Below are 13,525 nucleotides of genomic sequence, written 5' to 3' on the forward strand. Positions count from 1 at the left end.
TCAGGGAATGCTCGGCAGGACGATTTCGTCGCTGCGTTGCACCCCGGCGGTAAAGGCGCGACACAGTTCGAGGAATTCGCGCATGGCCGAGGTCTGGTACTTCTGCTTGTGCCAGATGAAGTAGAACTGCCGGGCCAGGTCCAGGCCCGGGGTTTCCACCGGCACCAGGCTGCCGCGGCGAAACGCATCGCGCAGGGCCAGCCGGGAAATACAGCCAATCCCCAAACCCGACTCCACCGCACGCTTGATGGCTTCGGTGTGCTCCAGCTCCAGGCGGATGTTCAGGGCACTGCGGTGGTGACGCATGGCCTGGTCAAAGGTCAGGCGCGTCCCGGAACCCTGTTCGCGAAGGATCCAGGCTTCATGGGTCAGTTCTTCCATGGTGGCGTGGCCGCGCTTGGCCAGTGGATGCTGGGGCGCGCAGAACACCACCAGTTCATCTTCGACCCAGGTCTGGACTTCGATATCCGGATGGCTGCAGTCGCCCTCGATTAGACCCAGATCAATTTCGTAGTGGGCCACCTGTTGCACGATATGCGCAGTGTTCTGCACATGGAGCTTCACCTGGCTCTCCGGATGCACCTGCATGAAACTGCCGATCAACAGGGTGGCCAGGTAGTTGCCGATGGTCAGGGTCGCACCCACCGAAAGCGAGCCGAACCCGGACTTGCCGTTGAGCAGGTCTTCGATCTCCTTGGCCTGGTCCAGCAGGGCCACTGCCTGTGGCAGCAGCTGTTTGCCCAGGGCATTGAGGCTCAGGCGCTTGCCCGCGCGATCGAACAGCTGGCAACTGGATTGGCGCTCGAGTTCGGTGATCGAGGTGCTGGCGGCCGATTGCGAGAGGGACAGCAGCCCCGCAGCACGAGAAACGCTCTCTTGCTGGGCGACGGCGACGAAGACTTGCAGTTGACGGAGAGTAAATCGCATATCGATATAACCGATAACCCTTATCTTAATAATCCAGTTAACAGATATTGTCGCCGCCATTAGAATGCTGTGCAATTGCGCTCATGGTCAGCGCAGGCAATTTCTAGGAGCCCCCGTACATGAGCAACATGAACCACGAGCGTGTCCTCAGTGTTCATCACTGGAATGACACTCTGTTCAGCTTCAAGTGCACCCGCGATCCGGGTCTGCGCTTCGAGAACGGTCAGTTCGTGATGATCGGCCTGCAACAGCCTAATGGCCGTCCGCTTATGCGTGCCTACTCCATTGCCAGCCCGAACTGGGAAGAGCATCTCGAATTCTTCAGCATCAAGGTTCCAGACGGTCCGTTGACTTCCCAACTGCAGCATCTGAAGGAAGGCGACGAGATCATCATCAGCAAGAAGCCAACCGGTACCCTGGTACTGGATGACTTGAAGCCCGGCAAACACCTGTACCTGCTCAGCACCGGCACCGGCCTGGCGCCGTTCATGAGCGTGATCCAGGATCCGGAAACCTACGAGCGTTTCGAAAAAGTGATCCTGTGCCACGGCGTACGCTACGTCAACGAAGTCGCCTACCGCGAGTTCATCACCGAGCACCTGCCGCAGAACGAGTTCTTCGGCGAAGCCTTGCGTGAAAAACTGATCTACTACCCCACCGTGACCCGCGAGCCGTTCGAGAACGAAGGCCGCCTGACCGACCTGATGCGCAGCGGCAAGCTGTTCCGCGACATCGGCCTGCCGCCGATCAACCCGCAGGACGACCGCGCCATGCTGTGCGGCAGCCCGAGCATGCTGGATGAAACCAGCGAAGTGCTCAACAGTTTCGGCCTGACCGTTTCGCCGCGCATGCGCGAGCCGGGTGACTACCTGATTGAGCGTGCATTCGTCGAAAAGTAGGAGCGAGCGTGCTCGCGAAGACCGTCCAGGCAGCGCATTGGTGCTGACTGGGCGGATTCTCCCGGACACAGAAAAGCCCGCGTTGCCTGGAAAGGCAGCGCGGGCTTTTTCGTTTCCGGGGTTCAGCCCGCCGGGACCACTTCCAGCACCCGGATCACCCCGGGCTCTGGGTAATGCCAGCGCACATCCAAGTCCCAGAACTGGGCGCCGTACTCACGCTCGGTCGTGGGCACCTGGTAGGCCGGACGCGGATCCTGAGCCAGGCACTGCTCGATCAGCTCCACCAGGGGCTCCTGCAGACGCTGAGCGTGGATCTGAGCCTGTTGCAGGGCATTGTCCTGCCACTGCACCGGAATAATCTGCGGCGCGGCGCTGGCGATCTCATTGCTCGCGGTGGCAATGATGTCGGCGTAGGGCACGTAGGGCTTGATATCGAGGATCGGTGTACCGTCCAGCAGGTCGATGCCGGAGATCCACAGGCGATTGGCCTCGACCTTGTCCAGCTTGACCACCGATTGGCCGATGCCATTGGGGCGATGGGTGGCGCGGGTGGCGAAGACCCCCATGGACTTGTTGCCCCCAAGGCGCGGCGGGCGCACCTTGAGTCGCGGCTTGTCTTCCAGGGCCTGGTGAAACAGGAACAGCAACCAGACATGGCTGACCTGCTCCAGCCCTTGCACCGCCTCGCCCTGATCGAAGGGGGCCACCAGCTCCAGCACCCCCCGCGCGGCCGGCGCCAGTTGCGGCTGGCGCGGGATGGCGAACTTCTCCTTGAAGCAGGAGCGCACGAAGCCGATGGGGGAAACGCTGTAGGTCATGTTCTGGGGTCGAGGCTGTAAGGGGAGGGCATGATAACCCGTTCGCTGGCAAGCCAGTTCCTACAACACCTCGCGCAATCTGTAGGAGCCGGCTTGCCGGCGAAGCATACGACACCGATCAGAGACTGAAGCCGCCATCCAGAGGAATGATATTGCCCGTCATGTAGGCCCCCGCAGTGCTCGCCAGGCTGATGGCCAGGGCGGCCATTTCCTCTTCCCGGCCCCAGCGTTTCATCGGGATCAGCGCCACGTCTTCGGCCAGGGCCTGTTCATCGTTACCGATGTGCTGGGTCATCTTGCTGGGAAAACGTCCCGGAGCGATGACATTGACGTTGATGTGCTGGCTCACCAGCTCCCGGGCGAGGATCCGCGACATCTGGTGCAGCGCCGCCTTGCTCGGGCCATAGGCGTAGGCCTGTTCGCCGAAAGAGCTGATTCCTGCCACCGAGCCGATATTGATGATGCGCGCCGGATGGGCCGCCGAGCCGGCACGGCGCAGCAACGGCAGCAACTGCTGGATACAGCTGAACACCGAGGTCACGTTCAATTGCATGACCTTTTCCCAACCCTTGGCCGGGTAGTTTTCCAGTGGCGCGCCCCAGGTCGTGCCGGCGTTGTTCACCAGGATGTCCAGGGAGTCGAGTTGCTGGCCCAAAGTGGCGGCAAGCTGCTGCACGCCTTCCTCACTGGCCAGGTTGGCGGCCAGCCCCCGGCACTCTCCGAATGCGGCCAGTTCCTCGGCGACCTGCTGGCAGGCGTCGGGATCACGGGCGCAGATATACACCCGGGCACCGGCTTCGACAAAGGCCTTGGCAATCATCTTGCCGATACCACGGGTGCCGCCGGTCACCAGGGCGGTGCGGCCTTGCAGGGAGAAATAGGGATGCATGGGAAGTCCTGAGCAGATAGGTGTGTGCCTACCCTAGTCTTCAGGCGCTTGCCGGGGAGCCACTATTGCCTGGGGCAATAGCGGCTCATCAGGGCCGCTGAGAATGTACTGCGGCCGCGCAAGGGGTTCAGCCACGTACGCGCAGGGTCAGGCCCTTGAGAAAGTTGCGCAGCAGCTGGTCGCCGCACGGGCGGTAGTTGGTGTGGCCGAACTTGCGGAACAGCGCGCTCAGCTCCGGCTTGGACACCGGGAAGTCGGCCGCCTTGAGCACGGCGTGCATGTCGTCTTCCTTGAGTTCGAAGGCCACTCGCAGCTTCTTCAGAATGATGTTGTTGGTGACCGGCAGTTCGATCGGCAGCGGGGGACGGCTTTCGTCCTTGCCGCGCTTGAAGATCACCAGGCCATCGAGGAAGTGCGCCATGACTTCGTCCGGGCAATGCACAAAACCTTCTTCCTCATCCTTCTTCAGGTAGCTGACGACATCGTCCAGGCTGACCTTGAAGCCGGTGAGCTTGATGATCTCGACGACCTTCTTGTCGCTGATGTCGAGCATGTAGCGCACGCTGCGCAGTACATCGTTATGAATCATGGTTACAGTCCTGATCAATGCGCGTGGAGCGCCGCGCAAGGGCACGGCGTCTGAATGGGGGCGGCTTTAGAACTTCTCTTTGGCCGACAGGTAGCGCCACTGGCCCAGCGGCACCTTGCCGATGGACACGCCGCCGACTCGTATGCGGCGGATGGCGACGACCTTGAGGCCGACGGCCTGGCAAAACAGCGCAATCACGCCCGGCTGCGGGTTCTTCATGGCGAAGCGCAGGCGGTTCTCGTTCTGCCAGCTGGCTTTTACCGGTGGCAGCTCGCGGCCTTTGTAGGTCAGGCCGTGGTTCAGGCGGTTGAGCCCGTGGTCGATCATCTCGCCTTCGACCTCGACCACGTATTCCTGCTCGATCTTGGCCGCGTCGGCAGTCAGCTTGCGCAGCACTTTCCAGTCTTGGGTGAACACCAGCAGGCCGCTGGCGTTGGGCTGCAGGTCATTGCTGGCGGTCAGGCGCAGGAAATGTCCGCGCAATGGACGTTTGCCGTAGCGGTGTTCTTCGGACAGGCTGTCGGCGCCAATGGACTGCATGGCGCTGTCCAGGTCCTGGCCAGCGGGCACGTTGAGCAGGATGGTCACAGGCTCCGGCGCAGTGGCCTTGGCCTCGGGGGCCAGAGCGACGGTTTGCGCGCCGACCTTGAACTGCGGTTCGTCGATGACTTCGCCGTCTACGGTGACCCAGCCGCCCTCGATGAACAGCTCAGCCTCCCGGCGGGAGCAGCCGACCAGTTCGATGAGGCGTTTGGAGAGACGAATCGGGTCAGTCATGACAGGGGCCGTAACAAAAGAGGGCAGCTATTGTACCTGCCTGGCGCCGGTTAATCGCGGGTCCATTTGCCGGCTGTGGCTTTTAGCCGCGCCGGGCCTGCAGTTGTGCCTGTTTCAGGCGCATGTGCAGCAGCGGGTAGGGCTGGCCCATGCCGTCCTGCTCCGAGCGCCCGACCACTTCGAAGCCTTGCCTGAAGTAGAAGCCCAGGGCTTGGGGGTTCTGCTCGTTGACGTCCAACTGCTGGGCATTGAGGTGTTCCACCGCGTACTGCAGCAGCTGGCGGCCCAGGCCTCGGCCCCGGTGGGCCGGGTCGATGAAGAGCATTTCCACCTTGCCCGCCGCGACCCCGGCAAAGCCGGTGATGCGTTGGCGTGCATCGCGGGTGCAGATCAGCATCACTGCGTCCAGGTAGCGAGTCAGCACCAGTTTGCGCAGCAACTCTATATAGCTGTCCGGGAGAAAGTCGTGGGTGGCACGCACCGAAGCTTCCCAGACCTGGGTCAGTTCCGGGTAATCGCTGAGTTTGGGTGTATGCACGACCGAGTGTTGGCGCATGCCGCCTGCCCCTGAGATAGGCCGCAGTGATTGCAGGCCTGGCAGAGCAAACGATAGACCGAAAAAAGCCCCGCATCTCGTGGCGAGAGCGGGGCTTGGCAGTTTTTTTACGCCTTACAGGGTTTCGGCCCAGAGGTCGTATTCGTCGGCGTCGGTCACCCGGCACCAGACCTTGTCGCCCGGCTTCAGGTCGCCCGCGCCGTCGATGAACACATTGCCATCGATTTCCGGGGCATCGAAGAAGCAGCGGCCCACGGCGCCATTCTCGTCGACTTCATCGATCAGCACTTCGATCTCTTTGCCGATGCGCTGTTGCAGGCGTGCCGAGCTGATTTCCTGCTGGTGCGCCATGAAGCGCTCCCAACGGTCCTGCTTGACCTCGTCCGGGACCACTTCCAGGTCCAGGTCGTTGGCCGGAGCGCCTTCCACCGGCGAGTACTGGAAGCAGCCGACGCGGTCCAGTTGGGCTTCGGTCAGCCAGTTCAGCAGGTACTGGAAGTCTTCTTCGGTTTCGCCCGGGAAGCCGACGATAAAGGTCGAACGGATGATCAGCTCGGGGCAGATCTCGCGCCAGGCCTTGATTCGCGCCAGGGTCTTGTCTTCGAAGGCCGGGCGCTTCATGGCCTTGAGCACTTTCGGGCTGGCGTGCTGGAACGGGATGTCCAGGTACGGCAGGATCTTGCCGGCGGCCATCAGCGGAATCAGCTCGTCCACGTGCGGGTAGGGGTAGACGTAGTGCAGGCGAACCCATACGCCCAGGGTGCTCAGGGCTTCGCAGAGCTCGGTCATGCGGGTCTTCACCGGCGCGCCGTTCCAGAAGCCGGTGCGGTACTTGACGTCGACGCCATAGGCGCTGGTGTCCTGGGAGATCACCAGCAGTTCCTTGACCCCGGACTTGACCAGGCGCTGCGCCTCGTCGAGCACATCGCCCACCGGGCGGCTGACCAGCTTGCCGCGCATCGACGGGATGATGCAGAAGCTGCAGCTGTGGTTGCAGCCTTCGGAAATCTTCAGGTAGGCGTAGTGCCGCGGGGTCAGCTTGATGCCTTGCGGCGGCACCAGGTCGATCAGCGGGTTGTGGTCCTGTTTCGGTGGCACCACTTCGTGCACGGCGTTGACCACCTGCTCGTACTGTTGCGGGCCGGTGACCGCCAGCACGCTAGGGTGCACGTCACGGATATTGCCTTCTTCCACGCCCATGCAGCCGGTGACGATGACCTTGCCGTTTTCCTTGATGGCTTCGCCGATCACTTCCAGGGATTCGGCCTTGGCCGAGTCGATGAAACCGCAGGTGTTGACCACCACGACGTCGGCGTCCTGGTAGGTGGAGACCACGTCATAGCCTTCCATGCGCAGTTGAGTGAGGATGCGCTCGGAGTCGACCAGAGCTTTTGGGCAACCCAGGGATACGAAGCCGACTTTCGGGTTGGCCGGCGCGGAGGGGGTGGACATGTCTAACCTCGGTATTGGGTGTCGAGCCACTTGGGGGGCAAGTGCGACGGTTGGGCGCTGGCTGCGCCTCTGATCAAAAAGTGCGCAATTCTAGCGATGGTCGAAGCGCTTGACCAGCTTTATGCGGGGGAAATACGACGAGCGCTGGACTATGCTTCGTCCCGTTATGCCCGGTTGTTTTCATACGGTGTTAGTTGGTGCCTTAGTGGTAATAAGAATCTGCAAATTACATGGCAAACTGCGCAACTTAAGAGAATAGCGCTTGTATAACCTTGCGCTTTCTATATAAGAAGCCCCGGTCTTGAGTAGTAGGAGTCATTGATGGGTCAGGCAAGTAGTCAGGCGGCGAGTGGCGAGCACTCCGGGGGCAAGCCTCTGGGGATGCTGGTGGCGGCGGTCGGGGTGGTGTATGGCGATATCGGCACCAGTCCGCTCTACACCCTCAAGGAGGTGTTTGCCGGCCATTATGGGGTTCAGGTCAATCACGACGGGGTGTTTGGCATCCTGGCCCTGATTTTCTGGTCGTTGGTCTGGGTCGTCTCGATCAAGTACGTGCTGTTCGTCCTGCGGGCCGACAACCAGGGCGAGGGCGGCATCATGGCCCTGACCGCGCTGGCCAGGCGGGCTTCCGGTTCCTATCCGCGCTTGCGTTCGATGCTAGTGATTCTGGGCCTGATCGGGGCGGCGCTGTTCTATGGCGACAGCATGATCACCCCGGCGATTTCCGTGCTGTCGGCGGTAGAGGGCCTGGAGCTGGCATTCAGCGGCCTGGAACACTGGGTGGTGCCAATGGCGCTGGTGGTACTGGTGGCCTTGTTCCTGATCCAGAAACACGGCACTGATCGCATCGGCAAGCTGTTTGGCCCGGTGATGGTGGCCTGGTTCTTGGTTCTGGGCGGGCTGGGGGTCAATGGCATTCTCCAGCACCCGGAAGTGCTGCAGGCGTTGAACCCGATGTGGGGCGTGCGCTTCTTCATTGTCCATCCGGGCATGGGGGTCGCCATCCTCGGTGCGGTGGTTCTGGCATTGACCGGTGCCGAAGCCTTGTACGCCGACATGGGGCACTTCGGGCGCAAGCCCATTGCCCGGGCCTGGTTCGCCCTGGTGTTGCCGGCGCTGGTGCTGAACTACTTCGGCCAGGGCGCGCTGCTGCTGGAAAACCCTGAAGCCGCCCGCAACCCCTTCTACCTGCTGGCGCCGAGCTGGGCCCTGATTCCGCTGGTGGTGTTGGCCACCCTGGCCACAGTGATCGCGTCCCAGGCGGTGATTTCCGGGGCTTTCTCCCTGACTCGCCAAGCGATCCAGCTGGGTTACATCCCGCGGATGCACATTCAGCACACTTCCAGTGCCGAGCAGGGGCAGATCTACATCGGCGCGGTGAACTGGGCGCTGATGGTGGGTGTGATTCTGCTGGTGCTCGGTTTCGAGTCCTCCGGTGCCCTGGCTTCGGCCTACGGCGTGGCGGTGACCGGGACCATGCTGATTACCAGCATCCTGGTGTCGGCGGTGATCCTGCTGCTGTGGAAGTGGCCGCCGATGCTGGTGGTGCCGCTCCTGGTGGGTTTCCTGCTGGTGGACGGGCTGTTCTTCGCCGCCAACGTGCCGAAGATCTTCCAGGGCGGCGCCTTCCCGGTACTGGCGGGGATCGTGCTATTCATCCTCATGACCACCTGGAAGCGCGGCAAGGAATTGCTGGTGGATCGCCTGGACGAAGGCGGCCTGCCACTGCCAATCTTTATCGGCAGCATCCGCGTACAGCCGCCACATCGGGTGCAGGGCACCGCCGTGTTCCTCACCGCCCGTCCAGACGCCGTGCCCCACGCCTTGCTGCACAACCTGCTGCATAACCAGGTGCTGCACGAACAAGTGGTGCTGTTGACGGTGGTCTACGAGGATATTCCGCGGGTGCCGGCACAGCGGCGCTTCGAGGTGGACTCCTATGGCGAAGGTTTCTTCCGGGTGATCCTGCACTTCGGTTTCACTGACGAGCCAGACGTGCCGGAGGCCCTGAAACTGTGCCACCTGGATGAGCTGGACTTCAGTCCCATGCGCACCACCTACTTTCTCAGCCGTGAAACCGTGATCGCTTCCAAGCTGGTGGGCATGGCCCGCTGGCGCGAAGCGCTGTTCGCCTTCATGTTGAAGAACGCCAACGGCAACCTGCGCTTCTTCAAGCTGCCGGTGAACCGGGTGATCGAACTGGGTACCCAGGTCGAGATGTAATCCTGACCAGACAAAAGCCCCCGTTGCCTTGCGGTAGCGGGGGCTTTTTCGTTTCACGGCCCTGTAGGAGCGAGCTTGCTCGCGATGACGGACCGGCCATCGACATCGATGCTAATGACAGGACGGTTTCTCCCGGAGCCCACCGGCCCCGAGATCGCCCTTGGTCGTTACGCGGCTAGCGCCTGCATCCCATCGTCCACCACCGCCTTGCCCATGGCGCTCAGGTAGTGCGCGGCCCAGGCGTGACGATCGCTGTCCTTGCTGTAGGCGGCGTCCTTGGCAAAGGCCTTGGCCAGGGGCGGCAGGTCGGAGGCTTCCCGCAAACCTAACCCGTCCCCAATCAGCGAGGGCGTTTAGACCGTCGATGTAAAAAAGCCCCCGCAACCTGAGGCTGCGGGGGCTTTGCCGGGCGAGGCTCGGCTCACTCTTGAGCGGTGGCCTGATCCTTGGCCTGGCGCTTCTCGATGGCATCCACCAGGCGCTTGGCCAGTGCCGGGTAGTTCTCATCGAAGTGATGGCCCCCTGGCAGCTTCATGGCTTCACCGACGGCGGTCTTGTCGGTGCAACCGCTTTCGTCGACTTCTTCCTCACCGTAGATGCACACCACCTTGGCCGCTGGCAGCTTGGCCATTTCCGGGCCGGTGGCGGCTTCCTTGCCGGCGTTGCCCAGCCAGCCTTCGACTTCGATCTCGAAGCTGCCGGTGCGGGCGAAGGCCAGCAGGATAATGGCGTCGACACGCTGCTGCTCGGCTTCCGGCAGGCGGTTGTAGATGGCAGGCAGCACGTCGGCGCCGAAGGAGTAGCCGGTCAGCACGAAGCGCTTGGTGCCCCATTTCTGCCGGTAGTGCTGCATCAGCTCGGTGAGGTCGATGGCGCTCTGTTCCGGGGTCTTGTGCTGCCAGTAGTAGCGCAGGGTGTCGATGCCCACCACCGGGTAGCCGATCTTGGCCATCTCGCCGGCCACGTCGCGGTCCAGGTCGCGCCAGCCGCCGTCGCCGGAGAGGAACAGGGTCACGGTGTCCTTGGCCTGGCCGGCCGGCACTTCCACCACGGGGATGCTCAGGCCGCCGTTTTCCGAACCCACCAGCAGCTTGCGCAACTCGTTGTTCAGCACCTGGGGCAGGTGGATGTCGTAGTCGCTGATGCTGGTGGTGGCGTTGGGGGTATCACGCACGAAGCCGGCGCTTTCGTCATCCGGGTTGTCGTTCCAGGCCACCAGCCAATGGCCGTGGGCCAGGGTCTTGGGCAATGGATCGGTGCAGCCGGGGGCCGGGTTGATGGTGAAGCCCACCGACACGGCCTGGGCCTTGTCGTCGTTCTGAGTTGCGATCCAGCGCCAGGCCAGGGCTGCGCCCGGGCCGATGCCGCTGACCAGGGTGGCCGGGCCGGCGAGTTGCGGCAGGGCGTTCTGCAGGGCTTGTTCCTGCAGCTTGCAGTCGTCCTTGGGCAGGACCACCTGGACGATCTGCGCCGCGCCGCTGCGGCTCAGGGCCAGCAGTTGCTTGTCGGTCAGGGTCGCGTCAGGCAGCACTGCCACCACTACCCGGGCCTTGGCCTGGGTACCTGGGGTCACCCGGGTCAGGGTCGAGCCGTCGGCCTGAGTCAGTTGTTCCAGTGTCGGTTCAGGGGCGGGGCGGTTCCACCACCAGTAGCCGCCACCTGCAATCAGAGCCAGCACCACCAGGGTCGCCAGCAGGTACCGCCAAGAGCGTTGAATCATTAGCGTTTCACCAATCCAGTCAAGCCGCCCGCGATCAGGGCGGCAGTGTCGGCCAATGCGACCAGCGGGTCCAGCCCTGCCGGCACGGCCATGTAACGGGGTTCCCAGTCAGGCTGGAACTTGTCTTTGAAACGGCGCAGGCCCTGGAAGTTGTACAGCTGTTCGCCACGGCGGAACACCATCGAGCCCAGGCGCTGGGTCAGCGGTGCGCCACGCCGTGGTTGCAGGCCAGACAACGGCACCATCCCCAGGCTGAAGCGGGCATATCCATGATTTTTATAATGCTGGATCAGGCCGACCATCATGAACTCCATGGTCAGCTTCGGCGCGTCCGGGTGCGCGCGCATCAGGTCGAGGCTGGCCAGGTCGTGGCTGTAGGTCTCGAGCAGGTTGGCGAAGGCCACCGGGCGCCCTTCAAAACGAATGATGGCGATGCGGAAGTGCTTGAGGTAGTCGTCGCTGAAGCGGCCCAGGGAGAAGCCTTTCTCCCGGACATTCTTGCCGGTCAGCCAGGCGTCGGAGATCACTTTCAGCTCGTCCATCGGTGCTTGGCCCGGCTCGTGGATCTCCAGCGACAGGCCGTCGCGGGTGCCACGGTTCCAGGTGTAGCGCAGGTCCTTCATCTCCTTGCCCTTGGCTTCGAGATCAAAGCGCTGCAAGTCGACCCGGGCTTCTTCGCCGAGCTTGATCGCGGTCAGGCCGATGTCCATGTAGTAGGGCAGGTTCTCCGCCCGTACCTGGTAGAACACCGGGCGCGCGTGGTGCACGTCGCACAGGTCGCGGAACTGCCAGATCATTTCCGCGCGTTGCTGGGTCGGGCCGATGGGGTCGTACAGCGCCACCAGGCTGCGGCCGCGGCGGGCGTACATGAGGAAGGCGTCGTCGTTGGGGTGGAACAGCAGCGCCTTGTCGCCGGTCAGGGCCAGTCCGCCATCGGGTTGGGAAGAGGCCATGAGGATCTTCGCAGCTTTGTCCAGCTCCTCGCTGGTGGGCAGGTGGATCACCGGGCGCGCGGTGCGCAGCAGCCAGGTCAGGGACACCACCAGCAGCAGCACCGCGGCGCCCAGCAGCGAGCGCAGTCCACGGGGGGCGTCGGCGTCGAGAGTGAACTGCCACCACAGCTGATGGCTGTAGGGCACGTCCTGATAGGCGAACAGCAGCAGCCAGATGGAAGCCCCCAGCACGCAGACGCTGGCCACCAGGTACAGCGGCGAGAACGGCAGTTCGGTGAGGCGGCTGGGGCGATAGAACGAGCGGCGGAACACGGCCAGCAGGCTGGCGGTGAGGGTCATCAGGCAGGCTTCTTCCCAGTCAAAACCCTTGAGCAGGGAGAGCAGGGCACCCACCAGCAAGAGAATGGTGGTCAGCATCCAGGCCGCCGACAGGCGCCGGCGCAGGCCCTGGGCCAGCAGCAGGCAGAGTACGCCGATCAGGCTGGCTCCGAAGTGCGAGGCATCCACCAGGCGATGGGGAATCAGGAAGCCGATGTGTTGCAGACGGGTATCGATTTCCGGGGTGGCGCCGGAAAACAGCAGTACCACACCGGAGAGGAACACCAGCACCGCGAGGATCGGAGCGGCCAGGCCGGATGCCACCCGCAGCGATTGCCGGGTCTGGAACAGGCGCTGGGCTTCGTTGATCAGCAGCAGGACGCAGGCCACCAGCATCGGCAGCACCACGTAGATCAATCGGTACAACAGCAGTGCCGCAGCCAGGGGCGCGGCACCGAGCTTGTCGGCGAAGGCCGCCAGCAGGATGGCTTCGAACACCCCGACGCCACCGGGCACGTGGCTGAGTACCCCGGCCGCCAGGGCCAGCAGGTACACCAGCAGGAAGGCGCCGAACGGCGGCGCTTCGGGCAGCAGCAGATAAAGCACGGTGGCGGCTGCGGCGACATCCAGGGCGGTGATGATCAGTTGCAGGAAGGTCAAGCGACGCCCGGGCAGGCGCAGGGTACGGCGGCCAACCCGCACCAGCAGGTTGTCGCGCAGAGGCTGTTCCGGAAGGCGCCGGCGATAGATGCCGATGGCCAGCACCGCTCCCAGCAGCAGAATGGCCAGGGCGATGCCCGCCAGCAGGCTTTCCGGCAGGCGCAGGGCCGCGGAGGCTGCCGGCAGGTTGCTCAGTGTGGCCAGGGCTGCCAGCGGAGGCAGGGCGCAGCCCAGGGACAGGCTGGCGAACAGGGTCATGTGGGCCACATCGGCGGCCCCCAGCCCATGGCGGGCGTACAGCCGGTAGCGCACTGAACCGCCGGAGAGCAGCGACAGGCCTATGGCGTTGCCGATGGCGAAGGCCGTGAAACCGCCCAGGGCCAGGGTGCGGCCGGGCAGGTTGACCCCAGCATAGCGGCTGGCGGACCACTCGTAGCCCAGCAGGATGATGAAGCCGACGATGGTCGCGCCCAGGGCGCCGAGCAGGGCCGGTTTGGGCACGTCGAGGATCGAGTCGTGCAGTGCGTAGAAGTCCAGCTCGCTGAGCAGGTGGCGACAGGCGATCAGGGCAATGGCGAACAGCAGCAGGGTCACGGCCAGGCCCAGCGGCTGGCGGTATTTGCTCAACAGGTCCAGCCAGCGCAAGCGAGTGACTGTAATGGGTTGAGTGGTGGTAGCGGTATCGGCGTCTTGTGAATCAGACATGTTGGCGCGCATCAATCACCTCGTGGATTGTGCGCGACA

At 63.3% G+C, this 13,525-nt stretch carries 11 protein-coding genes and 1 pseudogene; 2 read left to right on the forward strand and 10 right to left on the reverse strand.

The annotated features are described in order from the left end of the window. Positions 1-927 carry a LysR family transcriptional regulator gene (locus AC1RL5_RS08280; RefSeq protein WP_011059588.1) on the reverse strand — a complete coding sequence of 309 codons (927 nt, stop codon included), beginning with the start codon at positions 925-927 and terminating at the stop codon, positions 1-3. Positions 928-1,046: 119 nt separating this feature from the next. Between AC1RL5_RS08280 and fpr the strand changes: the two genes are divergently transcribed. Further along, on the forward strand, positions 1,047-1,826 hold the full coding sequence (gene fpr, locus AC1RL5_RS08285) for a ferredoxin-NADP reductase (RefSeq protein ID WP_003198368.1): 780 nt from the start codon (positions 1,047-1,049) through the stop codon (positions 1,824-1,826). A gap of 122 nt (positions 1,827-1,948) precedes the next feature. Here the strand turns inward: fpr and tsaA are convergent, their stop codons facing one another. The 6 genes from tsaA to rimO form a co-directional block, all read right to left on the reverse strand. Next, on the reverse strand, positions 1,949-2,644 hold the full coding sequence (gene tsaA, locus AC1RL5_RS08290; RefSeq protein ID WP_492589229.1) for a tRNA (N6-threonylcarbamoyladenosine(37)-N6)-methyltransferase TrmO: 696 nt from the start codon (positions 2,642-2,644) through the stop codon (positions 1,949-1,951). Positions 2,645-2,762: 118 nt separating this feature from the next. Further along, a complete protein-coding gene (locus AC1RL5_RS08295) occupies positions 2,763-3,533 on the reverse strand; it encodes an SDR family oxidoreductase (RefSeq protein ID WP_093404345.1) in 771 nt (256 codons plus the stop codon). A gap of 127 nt (positions 3,534-3,660) precedes the next feature. After that, positions 3,661-4,122 carry a YehS family protein gene (locus tag AC1RL5_RS08300; protein ID WP_011059591.1) on the reverse strand — a complete coding sequence of 154 codons (462 nt, stop codon included), beginning with the start codon at positions 4,120-4,122 and terminating at the stop codon, positions 3,661-3,663. 66 nt (positions 4,123-4,188) lie between these two features. After that, positions 4,189-4,899 (reverse strand): rRNA pseudouridine synthase, encoded by a 711-nt coding sequence (locus AC1RL5_RS08305; RefSeq protein ID WP_093404341.1) that lies wholly within the window; start codon positions 4,897-4,899, stop codon positions 4,189-4,191. 82 nt (positions 4,900-4,981) lie between these two features. Next, positions 4,982-5,455 (reverse strand): GNAT family N-acetyltransferase, encoded by a 474-nt coding sequence (locus AC1RL5_RS08310; protein WP_015634381.1) that lies wholly within the window; start codon positions 5,453-5,455, stop codon positions 4,982-4,984. A 114-nt stretch (positions 5,456-5,569) separates the two neighbouring features. Continuing rightward, a complete protein-coding gene (gene rimO / locus AC1RL5_RS08315; protein WP_047284184.1) occupies positions 5,570-6,907 on the reverse strand; it encodes a 30S ribosomal protein S12 methylthiotransferase RimO in 1,338 nt (445 codons plus the stop codon). 381 nt (positions 6,908-7,288) lie between these two features. Here rimO and AC1RL5_RS08320 point away from each other — a divergent pair, with 381 nt between their 5' ends. Further along, the gene (locus AC1RL5_RS08320) at positions 7,289-9,130 is read left to right on the forward strand and encodes a potassium transporter Kup (protein ID WP_373366097.1); all 1,842 of its coding nucleotides are present in this window, start codon (positions 7,289-7,291) and stop codon (positions 9,128-9,130) included. 167 nt (positions 9,131-9,297) lie between these two features. On the opposite strand, the pseudogene AC1RL5_RS08325 reads toward AC1RL5_RS08320, so the two are convergent. The 3 genes and pseudogenes from AC1RL5_RS08325 to mprF form a co-directional block, all read right to left on the reverse strand. After that, a pseudogene (locus AC1RL5_RS08325) lies at positions 9,298-9,453 on the reverse strand (DUF3077 domain-containing protein); the annotation flags it as partial. Positions 9,454-9,551: 98 nt separating this feature from the next. Beyond that, positions 9,552-10,850, reverse strand: a complete 1,299-nt coding sequence (locus tag AC1RL5_RS08330; RefSeq protein WP_072451129.1) for a virulence factor family protein — start codon at positions 10,848-10,850, stop codon at positions 9,552-9,554. After that, the gene (gene mprF / locus AC1RL5_RS08335) at positions 10,850-13,498 is read right to left on the reverse strand and encodes a bifunctional lysylphosphatidylglycerol flippase/synthetase MprF (RefSeq protein WP_072451128.1); all 2,649 of its coding nucleotides are present in this window, start codon (positions 13,496-13,498) and stop codon (positions 10,850-10,852) included. Before mprF ends, AC1RL5_RS08330 begins: the two co-directional genes overlap by 1 nt. Positions 13,499-13,525: the final 27 nt, after the last annotated feature.

Source organism: Pseudomonas sp. GW822-FHT06D10, assembly GCF_058799535.1.

Coding starts and splice junctions, on each gene's coding strand:
- AC1RL5_RS08280 (WP_011059588.1), bottom strand. CDS start 927: ATGCGATTTACTCTCCGTCAACTGCAAGTCTTCGTCGCCGTCGCCCAG.
- fpr (WP_003198368.1), top strand. CDS start 1,047: ATGAGCAACATGAACCACGAGCGTGTCCTCAGTGTTCATCACTGGAAT.
- tsaA (WP_492589229.1), bottom strand. CDS start 2,644: ATGACCTACAGCGTTTCCCCCATCGGCTTCGTGCGCTCCTGCTTCAAG.
- AC1RL5_RS08295 (WP_093404345.1), bottom strand. CDS start 3,533: ATGCATCCCTATTTCTCCCTGCAAGGCCGCACCGCCCTGGTGACCGGC.
- AC1RL5_RS08300 (WP_011059591.1), bottom strand. CDS start 4,122: ATGATTCATAACGATGTACTGCGCAGCGTGCGCTACATGCTCGACATC.
- AC1RL5_RS08305 (WP_093404341.1), bottom strand. CDS start 4,899: ATGACTGACCCGATTCGTCTCTCCAAACGCCTCATCGAACTGGTCGGC.
- AC1RL5_RS08310 (WP_015634381.1), bottom strand. CDS start 5,455: ATGCGCCAACACTCGGTCGTGCATACACCCAAACTCAGCGATTACCCG.
- rimO (WP_047284184.1), bottom strand. CDS start 6,907: ATGTCCACCCCCTCCGCGCCGGCCAACCCGAAAGTCGGCTTCGTATCC.
- AC1RL5_RS08320 (WP_373366097.1), top strand. CDS start 7,289: ATGCTGGTGGCGGCGGTCGGGGTGGTGTATGGCGATATCGGCACCAGT.
- AC1RL5_RS08330 (WP_072451129.1), bottom strand. CDS start 10,850: ATGATTCAACGCTCTTGGCGGTACCTGCTGGCGACCCTGGTGGTGCTG.
- mprF (WP_072451128.1), bottom strand. CDS start 13,498: ATGCGCGCCAACATGTCTGATTCACAAGACGCCGATACCGCTACCACC.